We start from the raw sequence: 18260 nt of genomic DNA on the forward strand, positions 1-18260 counted from the left end.
CATGCGCACCGCCCCTCCTCATCCCTGTTCATCCGCTCACGCCCGCTGGCTGGCACTCGCGGCGCTGGTGTTCTGCGCAGGCGCGATCGCGGCACCGCCGCAGGCCTCCGAGGCGCTGCCATCACCGCCTTCGTCCGAGGCGTCGATCGTCGTGCGGCACGACTTCGCCGATGTCGACGGACACCGTGTCTTCTATCGGGAAGCCGGTCCGGCCGATGCGCCCGCGATCCTGCTGCTGCACGGCTTCCCCAGTTCGTCCCACCTGTTTCGCGAGCTGATCCCCAAGCTCGCGCGGCGCTACCGCGTGATCGCGCCGGACATCCCCGGCTATGGCCTGACCGAGGTGAAGGCCGGCGCCTCGTTCGGCTACACCTTCGACGAGTTGGCGCGCGTGGTCGAACGCTTCGCCGAGACCCGCCAGCTCCAGCGCCATGCGCTCTACGTCTTCGACATCGGCGCGCCCATCGGCTGGCGGCTGGCGGTCGCGCACCCCGAGCGCATCACTGCCATCGTGTCGCAGAACGGCAATGCCTACGAGGAAGGTCTGAGCCCCGGCTGGGCGCCGATGCGCAAGTACTGGTCGGATCCGTCCCCCGCCAACCGAGAGCCGCTGCGCGGCCTGTTCAAGCGGGAGACGACGAAGTGGCAGTACCTGGAGGGCGTCAGCCAGCCTGACCGCATCGCGCCCGAGAACTACCTGCTGGACCAGCTCTTCCTCGATCGCCCGGGCCAGGAAGACATCCAGCTGGCCGTGCTGCTCGACTACCGCTCCAACCTGAAGCAATACCTGACCCTCCAGGACTACTTCCGCAAGCACCAGCCGCCGCTGCTCGCCGTCTGGGGGGCCAACGACCCGTTCTTCCTGCCCGCAGGCGCGACGGCCTTCCAGCGGGATCTGCCTCGGGCCGAGGTCCATCTGATCGAGGGCGCGGGGCACTTCGCCCTGGTCTCCCACGGCGACGAGGTCGCCCGGCGGATGCTGGACTTCCTCGATCGCCACATCCCTCGACCCGCGCCGCGCTGAGCCGACGCCCCGGCCGGTCGCCGCGAGGCGATCGGCCATGACCCCGGCTCAAGTCCTGAGCGACGCGAGGAAGCGCAGCAGGTGGCCGAAGTACACCGCCTGGTCGTCCCACATCGCGAGGTGGCTGCCGTTCGGGCAGATCGCCGCCTTCGCGTCGGGCATCAGCGTGGCCATGCGACGGATGTCCTCGGGATCCATCGTGTCGTGCCGCGCGCCCAGCAGCAGCGTGCGCGTGCGGATGTCCCTGAGCCGGTCCCACAAGGACCAGTCCTTCAGGTTTCCGCTCACCTCGAATTCGCTGGGCCCCTGCATCTGCACATAGATCGCCTTGTTGAGGTGCTTGAAGCTGCGCATCAGCGCATCGGGCCAGGGGTCGAGCCGGCAGATGATCTTCGTGTACAGATGGGTCAGGATGATCTGCTCGTACTCGGGGTTGTCGAAGTCCCGTGCGGCCTCGAGGACGTTGAGCCGTTGCAGCAGTGGCGCGGGGAGCAGCGTCTCTTTCAGGTGGTTCACATGCTTCAGGTAGGCCTGCATGCCCGCGACCATGTTGGAGACGACCAGGCCCTTCAACACCCGGGGATGCCTGAGCGCGTACTCCATCGCGAGCAGCCCGCCCCACGAGTGGCCGAACAGCACGAACTGCTCCAGGCCCAACGCCAGGCGCACCTCTTCCACTTCCTCCAGATATCGCGGCAGGGTCCATAGCGTCGGGTCCTCGGGCTGGTCCGAGTTGTTGACGCCGAGCTGGTCGTAGAAATAGATCTCGTAGCCCGCATCCGGCAGGAAGGCCGCCATCGCTTCCAGGTACTCGTGCGAGAACGCCGGGCCGCCGTGCAGCAACAGGATCTTCGTCTTGCCGCTGCCGACGCGCTTGGTCCAGACCTTGTACTTGCCGCCGACCACCGGCACCAGCCGCACGCCGGCCGTGCGCACGCCCACGGGGTTCAGCCCGTCCGGCACGCGGGCCGCGATGTCGGCGCCGCGCGCCGCTGCGGTGGCCGCCGCCGCGCCCGTGGAGACGACCAGCGCGCTGGTGGCCGCAGTGACCGCCGTCGCAGCAGCGGCACCGGCGGCCAGGAAACTTCTTCTGTCAGTCATGGAGGTTCTCCAGTGAAAAATGCCCTAGCGGGCAGGAGGCGCCCTCGCGTCAGGAGGACGCGCGCCAGGAGGCGTCGCGCCGCTGCGTGGATGGCATCAATTCAGCGAGGCGAGCTCATACCGCGGCGACCGTGTGAACTCGACGATGCCAAGCTCCGCCGCGATGCTCGCGGCCTCGGTGCGCGTGGACGCGGCGAGCTTGCCGAGGATGGCCTTGACGTGGCTCTTGACCGTGCCCGGCGCGATGCCGAGGTTGGTCGCGATGGACTTGTTGCATTGCCCGCGCGCCAGCAGCTGGAGGACGGTCTCCTCGCGGCAGGTCAGCGGCTCGCGCGAGAAGTTGGCGGCGACCCGCTGCGCCACCTCCGCGCACACATAGCTGCGGCCGGCCGCGAGCGCGTCCACGGCAAGCAGCAGTTCGGTTTCAGTGCAGGACGCCAGCAGCACGCCGCCCAGCCCTCGACGCAGCGCGGACAGCATCGGCTGCTCGCGCGCCTGCGACGAGACGACCAGCACGCTCGCGGCACGCTGCGGATCGGCGCGGCTCGCCGACAGCCCTTGCACGCCCCTCGACCAATCCGTCACGAGCACCTGAGCCGGCAGCCCGTCGAGCGCTTCGCCCGGCTGCATCAGCTGCAGGTGGGGGGCGCGATGCAGCGCGGCGCGAAGACCCATCGCGAGCAGCGGCTCCTCGTGATCGACGGCGACTCTCAGCAGACCGGAGGGGGCACGAACCATGATGAACTCCTGTTCGTGCACCGGCACGACTGGCCGTCATCGTCGACCCAAGGACGATGGGGCGTCGAGTTAGTTCCGGTTAAGAACCATAAGCCGCGGTGCACGACGGTCCATCGTTTTTCACCGGGAAACGTCGAAGGTGCCAGGTCATGCGCGGCCGCCACCGCTCCCGGTTAATCATGGTGAAACGAGGTGAGACGCGGCGTTCACGCCGTGTCCACCGGGCTTCCACCTTCCATACTCGTCTCACCGCCATCCGCAGGAGACCCGCGTGGATCAACGCCCCCCCTTCCCTCCTAGCGCTGCGATGTCCGCAAGACCCACCGTGATCGAGCTCTCCCACGAGGTGCCGGTCGTTGAAGCGGGACTTCGTCAGATCCTCGGCGCGTGGCCCGAATTCGAGCTGAGGCCGTCGTCCCATGACACCGCGCATCCACCCGCGCCGCAGGGGGCGCCGGACGTGCTCGTCCTCGACCCGGCGCGAGCCATGCAACGCACGGTGCGACAGGCCTGGCAGCACGCGGCCGCGCCGCCCTCCGGCCCATCGCCCCGCACGCAGACGCTGATCGTCGCGATGGACGGCCAGACGCTCGACGTGCGCGGCGCCGTGGAGGCCGGCATCCGGGGCTATGTGATGGTGAGCTGTGGTCGCGACGAGATCGTCCGGGCCGTCAGGGCCGTGGCGGCGGGTCATCGCCATCTCTGCACGGCGGCCTCGCTGCGCTTGGCCGACAGGCTGGATCAACCCACCCTGACCCTGCGCGAGCGCGAGGTGCTGGCGCTCGTCCTGCGCGGCCTGAGCAACAAGGAGATGGCGCGCTCGCTGGCGATCTCCGAGGGCACGGTGAAGGCGCACCTGCGCACGCTCTTCTCGAAGCTCGGCGCCCGGTGCCGCACCGAGGCCCTGTGGATCGCCTCGGAGCGCGGACTGCTCACGCGACCCAGCCCCGCGGACGGCGCACCTGTCCGAATGGACGAGCCGAGCATGACCGCACGTGCGTTGGCGCCGGGCGCCCTTCTTCCGAGACTGGGGACTCGTTACGCAACCCCGACTTTCTCCGAGGAGGCCCCATGCCCATCACCGCCACCGCCAGCGCTGCATCCCGCCTGATCACGCCGACCGATCACACCCTGGTGCTGATCGACTTCCAGGCGCAGATGGCCTTCGCCACGCAGTCCATCGACGGCGTGAGCCTGCGCAACAACGCCGCCATCGTGGCCCGCGCCGCCGCCGGCTTCAAGGTGTCCACGATCCTGACGACCGTCGCGGCGCGCAGCTTCTCCGGCCCGATGTTCGACGAGGTCACCGACGCCTTCCCCGCCCAGGAACTGATCGACCGCAGCACGATGAACTGCTGGGAGGACGCCAACGTCGTCCGCACCCTCAACGCCATCGGCAAGCCGCGCGTGGTCCTTGCGGGCCTGTGGACCTCCGTGTGCATCGTGGGGCCGGCGCTGTCCGCGCTGGAACAGGGATTCGACGTCCACGTGCTCACCGACGCCTGCGGCGACGTCACCGCGGAGGCCCATGAGCGCGCCGTCGCCCGCATGGTGCAAGCAGGCGCGCAGCCGATGACCTCGCTGCAGTACCTGCTCGAACTGCAGCGCGACTGGGGCCGCGCCGAGACCTACGAACTCACTACCGGCATCGCCCGGCAACTGGCCGGCGCGTACGGCGTGGGCATCGCCTACGCCAACGCGATGTTCGGCGCGACCGAGGGCTGACGCGCGTCCCCCCATCCACCCCTTCTTCATTTCTCCCTTCTTTCCTTCAACCCTGAAAGGTTTCCCATGAAGCACTCCGCCCACGCCTGGGCCCTGGCGACATCGCTGCTGCTGGCGTTCGCGCCGCACGGCGTCCAGGCCGCCCCCTCCGCCGCCAAGGAAGCGACGAACGTCGCCAGCACGGCGGCGGTCAGTTATCGCACGGTGAAGATCGACGGCCTCAACATCTTCTACCGCGAAGCGGGTCCGAAGGATGCGCCGGTGCTGCTGCTGCTGCACGGCTTCCCGACCTCGTCGCAGATGTTCCGCAACCTGATCCCGCGCCTGGCCGATCGCTACCGCGTGATCGCACCCGACTACCCCGGCTACGGTCAGAGCGACATGCCGGCCATGGACAAGTTCCAGTACAGCTTCGACAACCTCGCCAAGGTCATCGACAAGTTCACCGAGGCCGTCGGCGCGAAGCACTACGCGATGTACGTGCAGGACTACGGCGCGCCGATCGGCTACCGCCTCGCGGCCGCGCATCCCGAGCGCATCACCGCGATCGTGGTCCAGAACGGCAACGCCTACGACGAAGGTCTGGACAACGAGTTCTGGGTCCCCGCCAAGGCTTACTGGGCCGACAAGTCCGTGGCCAACGGCAACAAGCTGCGCGGCCTGTTCGAGCTGTCCGCGACGAAGTGGCAGTACGCGGAGGGCTACCGCGACGCGGCCCACATCAGCCCCGACGCCGCGGCCACGGACCAGTTCTACATGGACCGGCCGGGCAACAAGGACATCCAGCTCGAGATGTTCTACAGCTACGGGACGAACCCGCCGCTGTACCCGTCCTGGCAGGCCTATTTCCGCAAGCATCAGCCGCCCATGCTGATCGTCTGGGGCAAGGGCGACAAGATCTTCCCGCCCGCCGGCGCCCACCCCTATCTGCGTGACCTGCCCAAGGCGGAGCTGCACCTGCTCGACACCGGCCACTTCGCGCTCGAGGAGGAGAGCGAGAAGATCGCCGGGCTGATGCGCACCTTCCTGCAGAAGAACGTCAAGGCGTCGAAGTAAGCGAAGGCGTCGACGTCATCGACGTCATTGACGTCTCCGATGCCGTCGGCGCAGTCGATGCATCGCTGGCGCCGCCGAGCTCGCTCAGCAGCTCGGCGGCGCTCATCAGATCCCGCGTCGCGAATCCTTCGGTGAACTCATGCTCCGCGTCCGCGGCGGCCCAGGCCAGCGCGCCGCGCAGATCGTCGATGGAACGTCCGTCGGCCGCGGCCCAATCGTCCGCGGGCCGCTTCGCCCATTCGGCGCCGGCGCGCTCGAGCGTCGCGCACAGGTAGCGCGCATGGCGTCCGCGCACGGCCGGCTCCTCGCGGGCGGCCCGCAGTCGTTCGATGCAATAGGTCCGCGTCGTCTCGAGCAGGCGATAGGCCACGCCGGACGCGTCCAGGTCCGCCGCCAGCAGCGACTTGGCGGCGAGTTGCGCCAGTCCCTCCGCGGCCTCCGCGCCCGGCAGATCCGCGACGGCCGCGGCGCCCTCGCTGTCGAAGACGCCCGCGAACACCGACACCGCCCGCAACAGCGCGGCTTCGCCGTCCGACAGCAGACCGTAACTCCAGTCGAGCGTCGCGGTCAGCGTGCGATGCCGCTCGGGGCCGGCGCGTCGCCCTTGCAACAGGCGGAAGCGGTCGTCGAGCTGCTGGAGCAGGCCGCCGACGCTGAACGCATCGACGCGCGTGGCGGCGAATTCGATCGCCAGCGCCAGGCCGTCCAGCCGCCGGCAGATCTCGGCCACCCTTGGCGCATCGCCGTCACTGAGCGCGAACGATGCCAGGCGTTCGGTCGCCCGCTCCACGAAGAGCTGGATGGCGGGGAACGCCAGGGACTGCGCGGCGCTCAGCTGCGCGGAGGCGGCCGGCGCCGCCAGACCGGGCAGCCGGCGCACGCGTTCGCCCTTCACGAGCAGCGGCTCTCGGCTCGTGACCAGGATCTTCACGCCGGCCGCTTCCGCCAGGATGCGATTCACGCAGGCGGCGGCCGCGTCGATGAGGTGCTCGCAGTTGTCGATCACGAGCAGCAGTTGCTGGTCGCGCAGGCAGTCGCACAGTGCGGCCGGCATGTCGGCCGAATGCGCCGCCATGCCGATCGCGGTCGCGACGACATGCGGAACCAGCAACGGATCCTTCAGGGGCGCGAGGTCCACGAGCCATGCCCCGTCCTTGAACGACGGGAGCGCGCCCTGGGCGACGGCAAGCGCCACGGTCGTCTTCCCGATGCCGCCCGGCCCGAGCAGCGACAGGAGCCGCGACCCTTGCAGGTCCTGCTGCAGGGCGGCGATCGCGTCCGCCCTTCCGACCACCCGTGTCGTGCCGGTCGGCAGGTTGTGCCTGCGCAAGGGCGCCACCTCCTTCGGCAAGGGTTCCGGCGATCCCGGGACATGGACGTCGGCGATGAACCGGTACCCCCGGCCGATGACCGTCGCGATGTATCGCGGGTCGCCGACGCCTTCGCCCAGCACGCGCCGCAGGCCGGCCATGTTGACCTTGAGATTGCTCTCGTCGACGACCGTGCTCGGCCAGGCGCGCGCCATGAGCTCGCGTTTGGTCACCATCTCCCCGGGACGCTCGACCAGCGCCGTGAGGAGGTCGAGCGCACGCCCGCCGATCCTCGATGGCGTGCCGCCGTTCAGGAGCAGCTGCCGTTCAGGCAGCAGGGGTGAAGGGCCCGAAGACGAACTGCCTGCGAGGCCGCGCCGCGACATCCATGATCCACTCCCCGCGGGCCTGCCGGAACGGCCCGATGGGCGGGAACTCTAGGAGCCGCGTATCGACGCCGCCAGCCACCACGCAGGGATCGCCCACTCACTCGATCGAGTGAGTGGCACGGCATTTTTCTTGACCGAGCCGGAACGCCGGCGGTAAGGTCGCCCGCTGATTCCGAACCGCGCCTCGCGCGCCGCCCATGTCCCTGTCCCCGTCCGTGCCCGGCTCCCCCCGAGCGCCCGATCCGCCTGCTCGTCGTCGACGACCATCCGATTGTCCGCACCGGCATCGGCGCAGTGATCTCGGGACAGCCGGACATGACGCTGCTTGCCGAGGCCGAGGACGGCCTCGAGGCCGTGGCGATGTACGAGCGGCACCGCCCCGACGTCACGCTGATGGACCTGCAGATGCCGCGCATGAACGGCATGGTCGCGATGGGCGAGATCCTGAAGCGCTGGCCCTCGGCGCGCATCGTCGTGCTGACCACCTACCGCGGCGACGTGCAGGCCCTGCGCGCGCTCAAGATCGGGGCCTGGGGCTATCTGTTGAAGAACACCTTGCGCAAGGAACTGGTGTCCGCCGTGCGCGACGTCCATGCCGGCAGGCGCTACGTCGCCGCGGAAGTGGCGCTCGAACTGTCCCGTCGGGTCACGGACGAGGCGCTGTCGCCGCGCGAGGTCGAGGTGCTCGGCGAAGTGGCCGCGGGCGGCGCCAACAAGCAGGTCGCGGACCGGCTCGGCGTGTCGGAGGAGACGGTCAAGACCCACATGAAGAACATCCTGGTCAAGCTGGGCGCCAGCGACCGGCTTCAAGCCGTCGTCATCGCCATGCGGCGCGGCATCCTCAACGAGGATCTCTGACCGGCCGCGGCCGTGATCCGGCCCCCGTCAGCCACTGCAGCCAGCCGCGCCGCGTCCGCCGGTAGGCCAGACGCCCCGGCACCCGCAGATGCACGGCGGTGCCGCCGGCGTCCGAGCGGACCTCCAGGATCGCCCGCAGGCGGGCGGCCCGTTCGCGCATGCCGACCAGGCCCCAGCGGTCGGCGTGCCGGACCGCGGTGTCGAAGCCGCGTCCGTCGTCCGACACCCGCAGCGAGAACGACCGGGGCGTGTAGGCGATGTCCAGCCGCACGGTCGCGGCCTCGGCGTGGCGGAACGCGTTGCTCAGGGCCTCGGTGGCCAGGCGCTGACACTCCTGCAGCACGATCGGGTCGAGGGCCCTCACGGCGCCCAGCACCTCGGCCCTGAAGGCGACGCCGGTGTCCTGCGACCAGCGTTCGCCGATCAGTTGCAGATCCGCGGCCAGGTCGATCGACAGGTCCGCCGGCTCGCGCAGGTTCAGCACGGCGTCCCGGCCCACGGCGATCACGTCGTCGGCGCTGTCCAGCGCGTGCTCCATCAGCTCGCGCGCGGGCTCATGCGGGGGGATGCGCTCCATCGCGGAATGGAAGCGCAGCATCAGGCCCTGCACGGCCTGCAGGAAGGTGTCGTGCAGCTCGCGCGCGATGCGCTCTCGTTCCACCATGCGTTCCTCCAGCCGCAGGCGCAGCCGGTCGTTGACCGCGCGCAGGCGCATCAGGTACAGCAGCCACAGCGCGCCAAGCACCGCGATCACGCACAAGGCGATGAACCACGGCGTCTGCACGAAGGCGGGCGGGATGACGACCTCGACGCTGGCGCCCGTGTCGCTCCAGAGGCCGTCGTTGTTGGCGGCAGTCACCTGGAATCGATACCGGCCCGGCGCCAGGTCCTTGAAGTAGACCTCGCGGTGATTGCCGATGTCCTGCCATCCGGCGCCCGCGTCACCCGAATCACCCATTGCGCCTGCATCGCCTGCATCGCTCGCATCGACCAGGCGATAACGGAAACGCACCCGCTCCGGCATCGTCAGGCTGGGCGCGGTGAAGGTGATCTTCAGATCGCGCGTGCGCAGCGGCAGTCGGGTCGGTGCATCCGCCGAGAAGGGATGGAGCGTACCGTCCGCGACGATGGCCTTCACCACCACCGTGGGGGCGACCGTGTTGCGCGGTCGTTTCGACGGGTCCATCCACACGACGCCGTTCACCGTGGCGAACCAGATCCGGCCGTCGTTGCCTTCGGCGCCATCGGGCACGCCGGGCAGGCCGTCGAGGTAGTCGAGCAGCTCGTGGCGGAGGCGATGGTCGGGACGCCCGCGGGCCAGCTGCAGCTCGGCCGCGTCCAGGCGGACCGGGCCCTCCACCGTGCTCAGCCACAGGTCCCCGGAAGCGGTCGGCACGATGCCGACGACGCCGATGAACGGCCCCCGCGTGCCTTCGACCGCCTGGAGGGCCAGCCGCTGTTCCTGCCGCTCATGCAGACGCTCATCCAGCCTCCACAAGCCCTTCTGTGTACCGATCCAGAGCGTCTCCCCCTGCTGCACGAAGACGGACACCTCTCCCAGCACCGGGCGCGGCGGCGTTTCCGCGGGCGCCACGACGGTGGCGAACCGGTCGCCGTCGAGCACGCCGACCCGGCCGTCGTCATAACCGAACCACACCCGTCCGCGCGCATCGGTGAACAGGGCCGTCACGTTGTTGACGGGCATGTCCGTGCGTCCTCCCCATAGCGTCCACTGGTCGCCGACGACGCGGTACACGCCGACGCGGAGCACGGACACCCACATGCCGCCTTGCGGATCCTGGGTCATCGCCTCGATATTGGAATAGGCGTTGGTTCCGGGCTGATTCGGGGCTGCGGCCGCGGCCCCGCGGCGCGCCGACCGGCGCCAGCGGTGATCCGGCAGGCGCTCCAGGATCGAATCGTCGGCGGCGGCCCACAGCGTGCCGGACGGGTCGGTGTAGAGGACGTCGATGCCGGCCCGGAAATGCGGATCGGACCTGACCTGTTCCTGCGCGCCGGGAGACGAGCGGAAGAGGTTGCCTTCCGAGGTCCCGATCCAGACGCCGCCGTCCCGGGCCGGGGCCAGCGGGTACTCCATGGCCCCCACGTCCAGCGGCAGCCTGCGCAGCGCGGGCGCGCGGATCCGGTCCAGCCCGCTGCGGGTGGCTATCCAGATGTTGCCTTCGCGGTCCTCCAGCACCTTCGCCAGGGAGGTGCCGGTGAGCGTCATCAGCGCGGTAGTCTCCGACCGCGCGGCCCGCGCAACCCGCGCGATGGTCGCGGTGGTCGCTGCGGTCGTGGAGGCCGCGGAGGCTCTGGCATCAGGAGCGGCCGGGAAGCGTCCGCCGCCCTTGAGTCCTCCGAACCACAGCTGACCCTGCCGGTCGAACCCGCAGCGGTTGGCACCGATGTCGACCGGGCGATCCGTCCAGCCGGGAATGACGGCCGGCTCGCGGGACGAGGCGGGCGACGTCAGCGCCATCACCCGGGTGTCCATGCACACCATGGCGGTGCCGTCCGGATGCAGCACCAGCGTCGAGTAGTCGCTCCTCGGGATGGTCGCGGCGAAGGTCTCGAACCGGGCGGCCCCCTTGCGGAGGAAGTAGACCCGGTCGGCGCTCATCACCCACAAGGTGCGGTCGCGGTCGAGCACCAGGGCGTCCACGGGTTCCGTCGGCACGTGCCAGGCGCTGTTGGCCGGGGACCAGCGGCCGCCCTCCAGCCGATAGAGGCCCCGGGTGGTCCCGGCCCAGATGGTGCCGTCGCCGTCCTGCCCCAACGCGCTCACCGACGATCGCGGCAGGCCTTGATCCGGGCCGTGGTTGACCAGCCGTCCCTGCTGCAGGCGGCTCACGCCACCGAGGTGATGCCCTATCCACAACGCGCCGTCCGCGGCGACGTTCAGGGAGTAGATGTCCTGGGACAGGAGCGGGACGCCGTCGACGCCCGAAAAGCGCTCGAAGCTCACGCCGTCGAAGCGGAACAGCCCGCCCGGGCTTCCCAGCCACAGGAAGCCGTCCGGGGTCTGGACCATGGCGGCAATGCCGGTCGGCACGCCGTCACGGACGGTCCACTGGGTGTGATACAGCTCGTCGACGCCGTAGTCCGCCGGCAGGGCCCAGACGGCGGCGCCGGTCAGCCATGCGATGGCGACCGCGGCCAGCCGGCCGATCAAGGTCTGGCGCAAACGCGGGACGATCCGTTGGAGAGCTCTTTTCAATCACAGGCCCGTGGATGGGAGGGGGCCATTATCTTTACTGGCTCACAGATGCTCGCTCACATCCGCTGACTCACAGGGACTGACTCACAGGGACTGACTCACGTCGCGGAGCCGTCTGCCTCGCCCAGGCCACGGCGCGACGCGCCAGCGCCGCAGTCGCATCGATCACCGGCAGTCCGGCCGACTGCTCATCGAGCACCAGCGGGATCTCGGTGCATCCGAGCACGAGCGCACGGGCACCCCGTGCCCGCAAGCGCTGCGCGGCCGCGGTCAGTCGCGGCGCCGCCATCGCGAGTTGCCCCGCCTTGACCTCCGCGATGGCCGGCATGATCAGCTCGAGCATCTCGCCCGCCGTCGGCAGCAGCCACTGCACCGCCCTTCCCTGCGGCGCCTTGCGGTTCAGATAGAGCCCGGAAGCCAGCGTGGCATCGGTCGCCAGCAGGCCGACCTTGCCGCCCTCGGGCACCAGGGCCAGGGCCTCCTCGATCGCGGCATCCACGAGGTGGATCATCGGCAGACCGAGCGCCTGCTCGAGGTCGTCGAACCACAGGTGCGCGGTGTTGCAGGGCACGACGACCACGCCCGCGCCCGCCGCGGCCAGGCGACGGCCGCTGACGATCATCGCGGCGAGCGGCGACTCGCCCTCGCCACGGAAGGCCGCGGTGCGGTCGGGGACCTGCGGGATGCTGCTCACCACGACGGGGATGTGCTCCTGGTCCGTGGCGGCCGGCGTGGCGTCGAGCAGCTTGCGCATGAAGTCGACCGTCGCCAGCGGACCCATGCCGCCGAGGACGCCGACGATGCCCGGCGCGGCGGGCAAGGCTCCGCCCTCGCCGCGCGCGGGTCGCGGTGTGGTGTGCGTCATGACGGGATCAGTGCGTGATCAGCGCGCGGGCTTGTCCGACAGCGCCTGCAGGTTCTCCTGCAGCTCGCGGCTCATCGGCGCGCCCAGCGTGATGCCCTTGGGCGGGATCGGCGACTGGAACCACTTCTTGTAGAGCGCCTCGAACTCGCCGCTCTTCATCAGGCCCGTCAGCGTGGCGTCGACCAGCTTCTTGAACGCGGCATCGTCCTTGCGGACCATGATCGCGTAGGGCTCCACCTGGACCGGATCGCCGACCACCGCGAGCTCGGCCGGATTGAGCGCCCCGGCGCGCAGCCCGTACAGCAGGATGTCGTCCATCGCGAACGCGTCGGCCCGGCCCGACTGCACCAGCAGCGCGGCGTCGGCATGGTCCTTGGCGCCGAGCATCTCGAAGCCCAGGTTCTGCTCCTGGTTCATCCGCCGCATCACCTGGTAGTTGGTCGTGCCGGTGGTCGACACGACCTTGCGTCCCTTCAGGTCGGCGAAGGTCTTGATCGGCGAGCTCGACTTCACCAGCAGCCGGGAGCCCGTGTAGAAGTAGTTGATCGCGAAGTCCACCTGCTTCGCGCGCTCGCTGTTGTTGGTGGTGGAGCCGCATTCGATGTCGATCGTGCCGTTGTCCAGCAGCGGGATGCGGTTCTGCGAGGTCACGGACTGCGTGGCCACCTTCAGGTCGGCGCGGCCGGTGGCCTTCTTCACCTGCTCGACGACCTTGCCGCAGATCTCCCAGCCGAAACCGGTCGGCTGCCCGTCCGCGCCGAGGTAGGAGAACGGGATCGAGGAATCCCGGTACGCGACGGTGATCACGCCCGAGGACTTCACCTTCTCGAGCGTGCCCGAGGGCTGCGCCGCGGCGGGTCCCGCGATGAACGCGGTCATGGCGGTCAAGGCGCAGACGGCGATCGACGCGATCGGAGCCGTCGAGGCGAAGGACACGGCAACGGCACGGGGAGCGGGCATCTTCATGGCGTATTCCTTTGTCGGGAGAAGTGAAGTTTGCATGGCGTCAACGATAGTGGCCATCGCCGTTTGCGAGCATCGGGATCGCGCCGCTTCGTATAAGCTGGCCTTATGTTCGTCGGCAATGTCCATCCATGCGACTGAAGCACATCGAGGTCTTCCACGCGGTCATGCTGACGGGCTCCGTGAGCGCGGCCTCGAAGCTGCTGCATGTCACCCAACCGGCGGTGACCCAGTCGCTGCAGCTGGCGGAGCTGCAGCTGGGGTACGCGCTGTTCACGCGGCAACGGCGGCGCCTGATGCCCACGCGCGAGGCGCAGGCGCTCTACCCGGAGGTGCAGGCGCTGATGTCGCAGCTGGAATCGGTGCGGCGCATGGCCACGGCGCTGGGCACCGGCGAGGGACAAGGTTTCCGCATCCTGATCGTGCCTTCGCTGGCCGTGAAGGCCCTGCCCGACGCCTTGAAGGTCTTCCGCCGGCGCTATCGCGATCTGCCGATCAGCGTGCGGACGCTGCATTCGAACGACATCGCGCGGGCGATGCTGCTGCAGGAAGGCGATGTCGGCATCGTGTACGGACGCCCGTCCCACGCGGCACTCTCCGAAGAACTCGTCGCCACCGGGCGGCTGGTCTGCGCGTCGCCCCGCGGCAAAGCGGGCACGGACCGTCGCACGACGGTGGCGCTGCAGGATCTGCTGCGGGAGCCGTTCATCCGCATCGACGAGCACGATCCGCTGGGCGCCGTGCTCGCCGATCAGTGGGCGCGACTGGCGCTGTCGCCGCGCGCCGGCATCACGGTGCAGACGCACCACATCGCGATGGTGATGGCCGAGCAGGGATTCGGGCCGGCCATCATCGACTCCTTCACCGCCCAGGCCAGCGGCGGCGACCTGCACATCCGCACGCTGCTGCCGGAGGTGCCGGTCGAGGTCCGCGCCGTCCAGCCGCAAGGGCTGCATTCGCCGCAGCCGGTCGCGGACTTCATCGCGGCGTTCAGGCAGGCGATCGAGGAATAGCGTCCTGCGCCAGCGCCCACTCGATGTGCTCGGCCACGACGGGCGTCGCCGTCGGCAACGCGGCGTTCAGCGCCGCGAGCAGCTCCGAGCGCAGCGCCGGCGCCAGGTCTTGCCTCAGCGCGTTCCCCATCGCCACGGCGATGTTGCGTTGCCATCGCGCATGGCCGATGCGGCGGATCGCGGAGCCTTCGGTGCGCTTGAGGAAGGCCGCCTCGTCCCAGGCGAAGAGTTCCAGGAGCGACGCATGTCCCAGCGGCTCGCGCCATTCGAAGTCCGGCAGCGGGTTCCTGCGCGCGAACTTGTTCCAGGGGCACGCGAGCTGGCAATCGTCGCAGCCGTAGATGCGGTTGCCGATCGCCTCGCGGAACTCGATCGGGATGGGACCGTCCTGCTCGATCGTCAGGTAGCTGATGCAGCGCCGCGCGTCGAGGCGGTACGGGGCGACGATCGCCCCGGTCGGACACGCGTCGAGGCAGGCGCGGCACTGGCCGCAATGCGCGGTGACGGGCTCGCTGGTCGGCAGCGCGAGGTCCAGGTAGATCTCCCCGAGGAAGAACATCGACCCGCTGTCGCGATGCAGCGTCAGCGTGTGCTTGCCGCGCCAGCCGATGCCGGAGCGGCTGGCGAGCTCGACCTCCAGCACCGGCGCGGAATCGGTGAACACGCGGTGCCCCATCGGGCCGACGCGTTCCTGGATACGGTCTGCCAGTTGCTGCAGCCGCTGGCGCAGCACCTTGTGATAGTCCCGGCCGCGGGCATAGAGCGAGACCTGCGCGCGCGCCGGGTCGCGCATCGCGGCCCATTCGCGGTCCTGCCAGTCGCCGCCGGCGGCCTCGGGCAGGTAGTCCATGCGGGCGGTCAGGATGCTGATCGTGCCCGGCACCAGTTCGGCGGGTCGAGCGCGCTTGAGGCCGTGCGCGGCCATGTACCGCATCTCGCCATGGAAACCGGCGTCGAGCCAAGCCTGCAAACCGGCTTCCGCGTCGCTCAGATCGACGTGGGCCACCCCAATCTGTGAGAATCCGAACTCAAGCGCCCAGGCGCGGACCTCGACCATCAGCGCACGCAGCGCGTCGGGGTCTCGGGAGGGGCTCGACGGGTCATCGGAGGACGCGTCGGGCCGTGGCGTGTTGACCAGGGAATTCATCGCAGTTGAGCATTCTAGAAACCCGCCCGTACCGTTGGCCCGACGAGGCCGCCTGCGAACGTTTCGCACAGGCGTTGGCCCGCTGTCCGCAGATCGCGGACCTGAGCATTGAACTCGACGGCGGCCTGGGGGCCGGCAAGACCAGCCTGGTCCGTCATCTGCTCCGCGCGCTGGGCGTCACCGGACGCATCAAGAGCCCGAGTTACGCCGTGGTCGAAGACTACGCCCCGCCGGGCCTGGGCGGCCTGCCCGCCCATCATTTCGACTTCTACCGCTTCAGCGATCCGCGCGAGTGGGAGGACGCGGGCTTCCGCGACCTGTTCGCCGCGCCGGGGCTCAAGCTCAGCGAATGGCCCGAGAAGGCCGCCGGCATGCTGCCGACGCCGGACCTGCGGCTGTTCCTCACGGTCAACGACGACGACAGCCGCGACGTTCGGGCTGAAGCGCACACGGTGCGGGGTCAGGATTTGCTGGTGGAGTTGGACCGGCAACTGGCCGGACCGTCCCACTGATCTGACGGCAAGCGCCCGCCACACATGAACGCAGACATGAACGGAGACATGACCGGCCTGCCCTCCTCCACCGCAGATACGACGCCGACGCGCGCCGACCTGCCCTCGCGGAGCCGCCGCAAGGCCCTGGGCCGCATGGGCGCGACGGTGCTGAGCTTCTCCGTGCTGCCCGCCGTGCCGGCGCTGGCCGCGAGCGCCACCAACATCGTCGCGGTGCGGGTCTGGCCGGCGAGCGACTACACCCGCGTGACGATCGAATCCGATCGGCAACTGGCCGCGAAGAGCTTCATGGCGGCGAATCCGGACCGGCTCGTGATCGACATCGACGGGCTGGAGCTGAACGCGGGCCTGAAGGAGCTGCTGGGCAAGGTCAAGCCGGACGACCCGTTCATCGCGGGCGTGCGCGTGGGACAGAACCAGCCGCGCGTGGTGCGCATCGTGCTGGACCTGAAGCAGACGGTGGCGCCGCAGGTGTTCACGATCGAGCCGGTGGCGGCCTACCAGAACCGGCTGGTGCTGGACCTGTATCCGACGCGCGAGCGCGATCCGCTGCTGGACCTGGTGCGCGGCAAGGAAGCGGCCGAGTCCGCCGCGGCGCAGTCGGTGAACGACGCGCTGGGCGAGCTGATCGGCCGCATCGACCGGCCGCTGTCGGCGGCCTCGTCGGCCGAGCAGGCCGCGAGCGCCGCGACGCCGCCGCAGCGCCCGGCGAGCGCGACGGCGATCGCGAAGATCGACACCCCGCCCCCGCCCGCGCCGCCGCTGAAGGAAGTGGCGCCGGAGATGAGCCAGACCAAGCTGGACCGGCTGATCGTGATCGCGATCGATCCGGGCCACGGGGGCGAGGATCCGGGCGCCATCGGCCCGACGGGCCTGAGAGAGAAGGACGTGGTGCTGGCGATCGGCAAGAAGCTGCGCGACCGCCTGAACGCGAACCCGCGCATCCGCGTGATGATGACGCGCGACGCCGACTTCTTCGTCCCGCTGGGCGAGCGCGTGCGCAAGGCGCGGCGGGTGCAGGCCGACCTGTTCGTGTCGATCCACGCGGACGCCTTCATCACGCCGAAGGCACGCGGCGCCTCGGTCTTCGCGCTGTCGACCAGCGGCGCGAGCTCGACGAACGCGCGCTGGATGGCCGACAAGGAGAACGCGGCCGACGTGATCGGCGGCGTCAACACCAAGGCGGTGAAGGACGCGGGCGTGCTGCGCGCGATGCTGGACATGAGCACCTCGGCGCAGATCAAGGACAGCCTGAAGCTGGGCGGCGAGGTGCTGGGTCAGATCGGCAAGCTGGCCAAGCTGCACAAGGGCAGCGTCGAGCAGGCCGGCTTCGCGGTGCTGAAGGCGCCGGACGTGCCGTCGATCCTGGTGGAGACCGCCTTCATCTCCAACCCCGAGGAAGAGGCGAGATTGCGCGATCCGGACTACCAGGACGACCTGGTCAAGGCGCTGGCGACGGGCATCGCGCGCTACTTCGCGAAGAATCCGCCGCTGGCGGCGAGACACCGCGCGCTGTGACGGTGCTCGAGGATCAGCCTGCGGCGCCCCGGCCGCTGTTCGGGTTCGGCTCGATCCTGCTGGCGGGGTTCATCGGCGGGCCGCCCGCGGCGGGCGTGCTGGCGTTCCTCAACCTGCGAACGGCACCGGCTCGCGCACGCCAGCTGGTGCTCGGCTTCTTCGTGGCGGCGTCCGCCGTCTGGTGGTGGTGCCTGACGCAGGTTCCACCGGATGCCCTCTCGCAGCTGCTGGCCCATCTCCCGGTCTGGGCCGTCCTGAGCTTGCCCGCCTGGCTGATGCTGCGCGGATCTCACCGCGCCCACAAGGTAGCGGGCGGAGCGTTCAGGTCTGCGTGGGCGGCAGTCGGGATTGCAGTGCTCGTCCGGGTCGCGCTGGCGATGCTGACGCTTGCAGTTGCGGTCGCGACAGTCGGTTCCTAGGCGCGATCAGCCCTTGCTCTTGGCCGCGCGACTCGACGCTCGTGCTCGCTGCCTGGCTGGCACGCCGCCCTCGGGCAACAGTGTGCCAAATCCGTCGAGCACGATGACCACGCCAGCAGCAGTACGAATGGTGAGCTGCAACTCTGCCCCCATCGCGGACACGTACTTCCGCAATGTCGAAAGCAGCATGTCGCTGCGCTTTTCCAGTTGAGCGACCGCGTTCTGTTTGATCTGCAGGACATCGGCCAATTCGGTCTGAGTCTTTTCCAAAGCGCGGCGTGCCTGTGCGAGCGTCTCCGCGTAACGGATCATGTCGTCGGCCATCTCACGACTCTTGGCCTCAACCTTTGCGCGCCGCTCCGGCGGAAGCTCCGCGACGATGCTCTTGAGTGATCGGCTCAT

General features: G+C 69.5%; 17 protein-coding genes. 9 read left to right on the plus strand and 8 right to left on the minus strand.

Features of this window, described 5'->3' with window-relative positions; all coding sequences use genetic code 11:
• Position 1: 1 nt before the first annotated feature.
• A complete protein-coding gene (locus tag ACFJIX_RS26515; RefSeq protein ID WP_377155602.1) occupies positions 2–1024 on the plus strand; it encodes an alpha/beta fold hydrolase in 1023 nt (340 codons plus the stop codon).
• A 48-nt stretch (positions 1025–1072) separates the two neighbouring features.
• On the opposite strand, the gene ACFJIX_RS26520 is transcribed toward ACFJIX_RS26515, so the two are convergent.
• Positions 1073–2125, minus strand: coding sequence for a proline iminopeptidase-family hydrolase (locus tag ACFJIX_RS26520; RefSeq protein ID WP_377155604.1), 1053 nt, complete (start codon positions 2123–2125; stop codon positions 1073–1075).
• A 96-nt stretch (positions 2126–2221) separates the two neighbouring features.
• The gene (locus tag ACFJIX_RS26525; protein ID WP_377155606.1) at positions 2222–2863 is read right to left on the minus strand and encodes a response regulator transcription factor; all 642 of its coding nucleotides are present in this window, start codon (positions 2861–2863) and stop codon (positions 2222–2224) included.
• Positions 2864–3134: 271 nt separating this feature from the next.
• Here ACFJIX_RS26525 and ACFJIX_RS26530 point away from each other — a divergent pair, with 271 nt between their 5' ends.
• The 3 genes from ACFJIX_RS26530 to ACFJIX_RS26540 all read left to right on the plus strand — a co-directional run bounded on the left by ACFJIX_RS26530 (position 3135) and on the right by ACFJIX_RS26540 (position 5644).
• Positions 3135–3974, plus strand: a complete 840-nt coding sequence (locus tag ACFJIX_RS26530; protein ID WP_377155607.1) for a DNA-binding response regulator — start codon at positions 3135–3137, stop codon at positions 3972–3974.
• Positions 3935–4588: a hydrolase gene (locus ACFJIX_RS26535; RefSeq protein ID WP_377155609.1), complete on the plus strand. Its 654-nt coding sequence runs from the start codon at positions 3935–3937 to the stop codon at positions 4586–4588. Before ACFJIX_RS26530 ends, ACFJIX_RS26535 begins: the two co-directional genes overlap by 40 nt.
• A gap of 66 nt (positions 4589–4654) precedes the next feature.
• Positions 4655–5644, plus strand: coding sequence for an alpha/beta fold hydrolase (locus ACFJIX_RS26540; RefSeq protein WP_377155611.1), 990 nt, complete (start codon positions 4655–4657; stop codon positions 5642–5644).
• On the opposite strand, the gene ACFJIX_RS26545 is transcribed toward ACFJIX_RS26540, so the two are convergent.
• The gene (locus tag ACFJIX_RS26545) at positions 5628–7340 is read right to left on the minus strand and encodes an ATP-binding protein (protein ID WP_377155613.1); all 1713 of its coding nucleotides are present in this window, start codon (positions 7338–7340) and stop codon (positions 5628–5630) included. The two genes, ACFJIX_RS26540 and ACFJIX_RS26545, sit on opposite strands and share 17 nt — an antisense overlap.
• 243 nt (positions 7341–7583) lie before the next feature.
• On the opposite strand from ACFJIX_RS26545, the gene ACFJIX_RS26550 reads away from it, so the two are divergent.
• Positions 7584–8201 carry a response regulator gene (locus tag ACFJIX_RS26550; RefSeq protein WP_377161993.1) on the plus strand — a complete coding sequence of 206 codons (618 nt, stop codon included), beginning with the start codon at positions 7584–7586 and terminating at the stop codon, positions 8199–8201.
• Here the strand turns inward: ACFJIX_RS26550 and ACFJIX_RS26555 are convergent.
• The 3 genes from ACFJIX_RS26555 to ACFJIX_RS26565 all read right to left on the minus strand — a co-directional run bounded on the left by ACFJIX_RS26555 (position 8185) and on the right by ACFJIX_RS26565 (position 13246).
• A complete protein-coding gene (locus tag ACFJIX_RS26555) occupies positions 8185–11388 on the minus strand; it encodes a two-component regulator propeller domain-containing protein (protein WP_377155614.1) in 3204 nt (1067 codons plus the stop codon). The two genes, ACFJIX_RS26550 and ACFJIX_RS26555, sit on opposite strands and share 17 nt — an antisense overlap.
• A gap of 103 nt (positions 11389–11491) precedes the next feature.
• Positions 11492–12286: an aspartate/glutamate racemase family protein gene (locus ACFJIX_RS26560; RefSeq protein WP_377155616.1), complete on the minus strand. Its 795-nt coding sequence runs from the start codon at positions 12284–12286 to the stop codon at positions 11492–11494.
• A gap of 18 nt (positions 12287–12304) precedes the next feature.
• Positions 12305–13246: an amino acid ABC transporter substrate-binding protein gene (locus ACFJIX_RS26565; RefSeq protein WP_377161995.1), complete on the minus strand. Its 942-nt coding sequence runs from the start codon at positions 13244–13246 to the stop codon at positions 12305–12307.
• Between the two features lie 134 nt (positions 13247–13380).
• Between ACFJIX_RS26565 and ACFJIX_RS26570 the strand changes: the two genes are divergently transcribed.
• Positions 13381–14262 carry a LysR family transcriptional regulator gene (locus ACFJIX_RS26570; RefSeq protein WP_377155618.1) on the plus strand — a complete coding sequence of 294 codons (882 nt, stop codon included), beginning with the start codon at positions 13381–13383 and terminating at the stop codon, positions 14260–14262.
• Here the strand turns inward: ACFJIX_RS26570 and queG are convergent.
• The gene (gene queG, locus ACFJIX_RS26575) at positions 14240–15319 is read right to left on the minus strand and encodes a tRNA epoxyqueuosine(34) reductase QueG (protein ID WP_377161997.1); all 1080 of its coding nucleotides are present in this window, start codon (positions 15317–15319) and stop codon (positions 14240–14242) included. The genes ACFJIX_RS26570 and queG overlap by 23 nt on opposite strands.
• A 95-nt stretch (positions 15320–15414) precedes the next feature.
• Here queG and tsaE point away from each other — a divergent pair, with 95 nt between their 5' ends.
• From tsaE to ACFJIX_RS26590, 3 genes are read left to right on the plus strand one after another with little or no spacing between them, the layout of a single operon-like run.
• Entirely contained in the window at positions 15415–15921 is a 507-nt protein-coding gene (gene tsaE, locus ACFJIX_RS26580; protein WP_377155619.1) for a tRNA (adenosine(37)-N6)-threonylcarbamoyltransferase complex ATPase subunit type 1 TsaE, read from the plus strand.
• A 36-nt stretch (positions 15922–15957) separates the two neighbouring features.
• On the plus strand, positions 15958–17439 hold the full coding sequence (locus ACFJIX_RS26585) for an N-acetylmuramoyl-L-alanine amidase (RefSeq protein ID WP_377155621.1): 1482 nt from the start codon (positions 15958–15960) through the stop codon (positions 17437–17439).
• On the plus strand, positions 17436–17858 hold the full coding sequence (locus ACFJIX_RS26590; protein WP_377155623.1) for a hypothetical protein: 423 nt from the start codon (positions 17436–17438) through the stop codon (positions 17856–17858). The genes ACFJIX_RS26585 and ACFJIX_RS26590 overlap by 4 nt, the downstream gene beginning before the upstream one ends.
• A gap of 6 nt (positions 17859–17864) precedes the next feature.
• Here the strand turns inward: ACFJIX_RS26590 and ACFJIX_RS26595 are convergent, their stop codons facing one another.
• Positions 17865–18260, minus strand: a complete 396-nt coding sequence (locus tag ACFJIX_RS26595; RefSeq protein ID WP_377155625.1) for a hypothetical protein — start codon at positions 18258–18260, stop codon at positions 17865–17867.

Source organism: Roseateles sp. UC29_93, assembly GCF_042695725.1.
Lineage (GTDB): Bacteria > Pseudomonadota > Gammaproteobacteria > Burkholderiales > Burkholderiaceae_C > Roseateles > Roseateles noduli_A.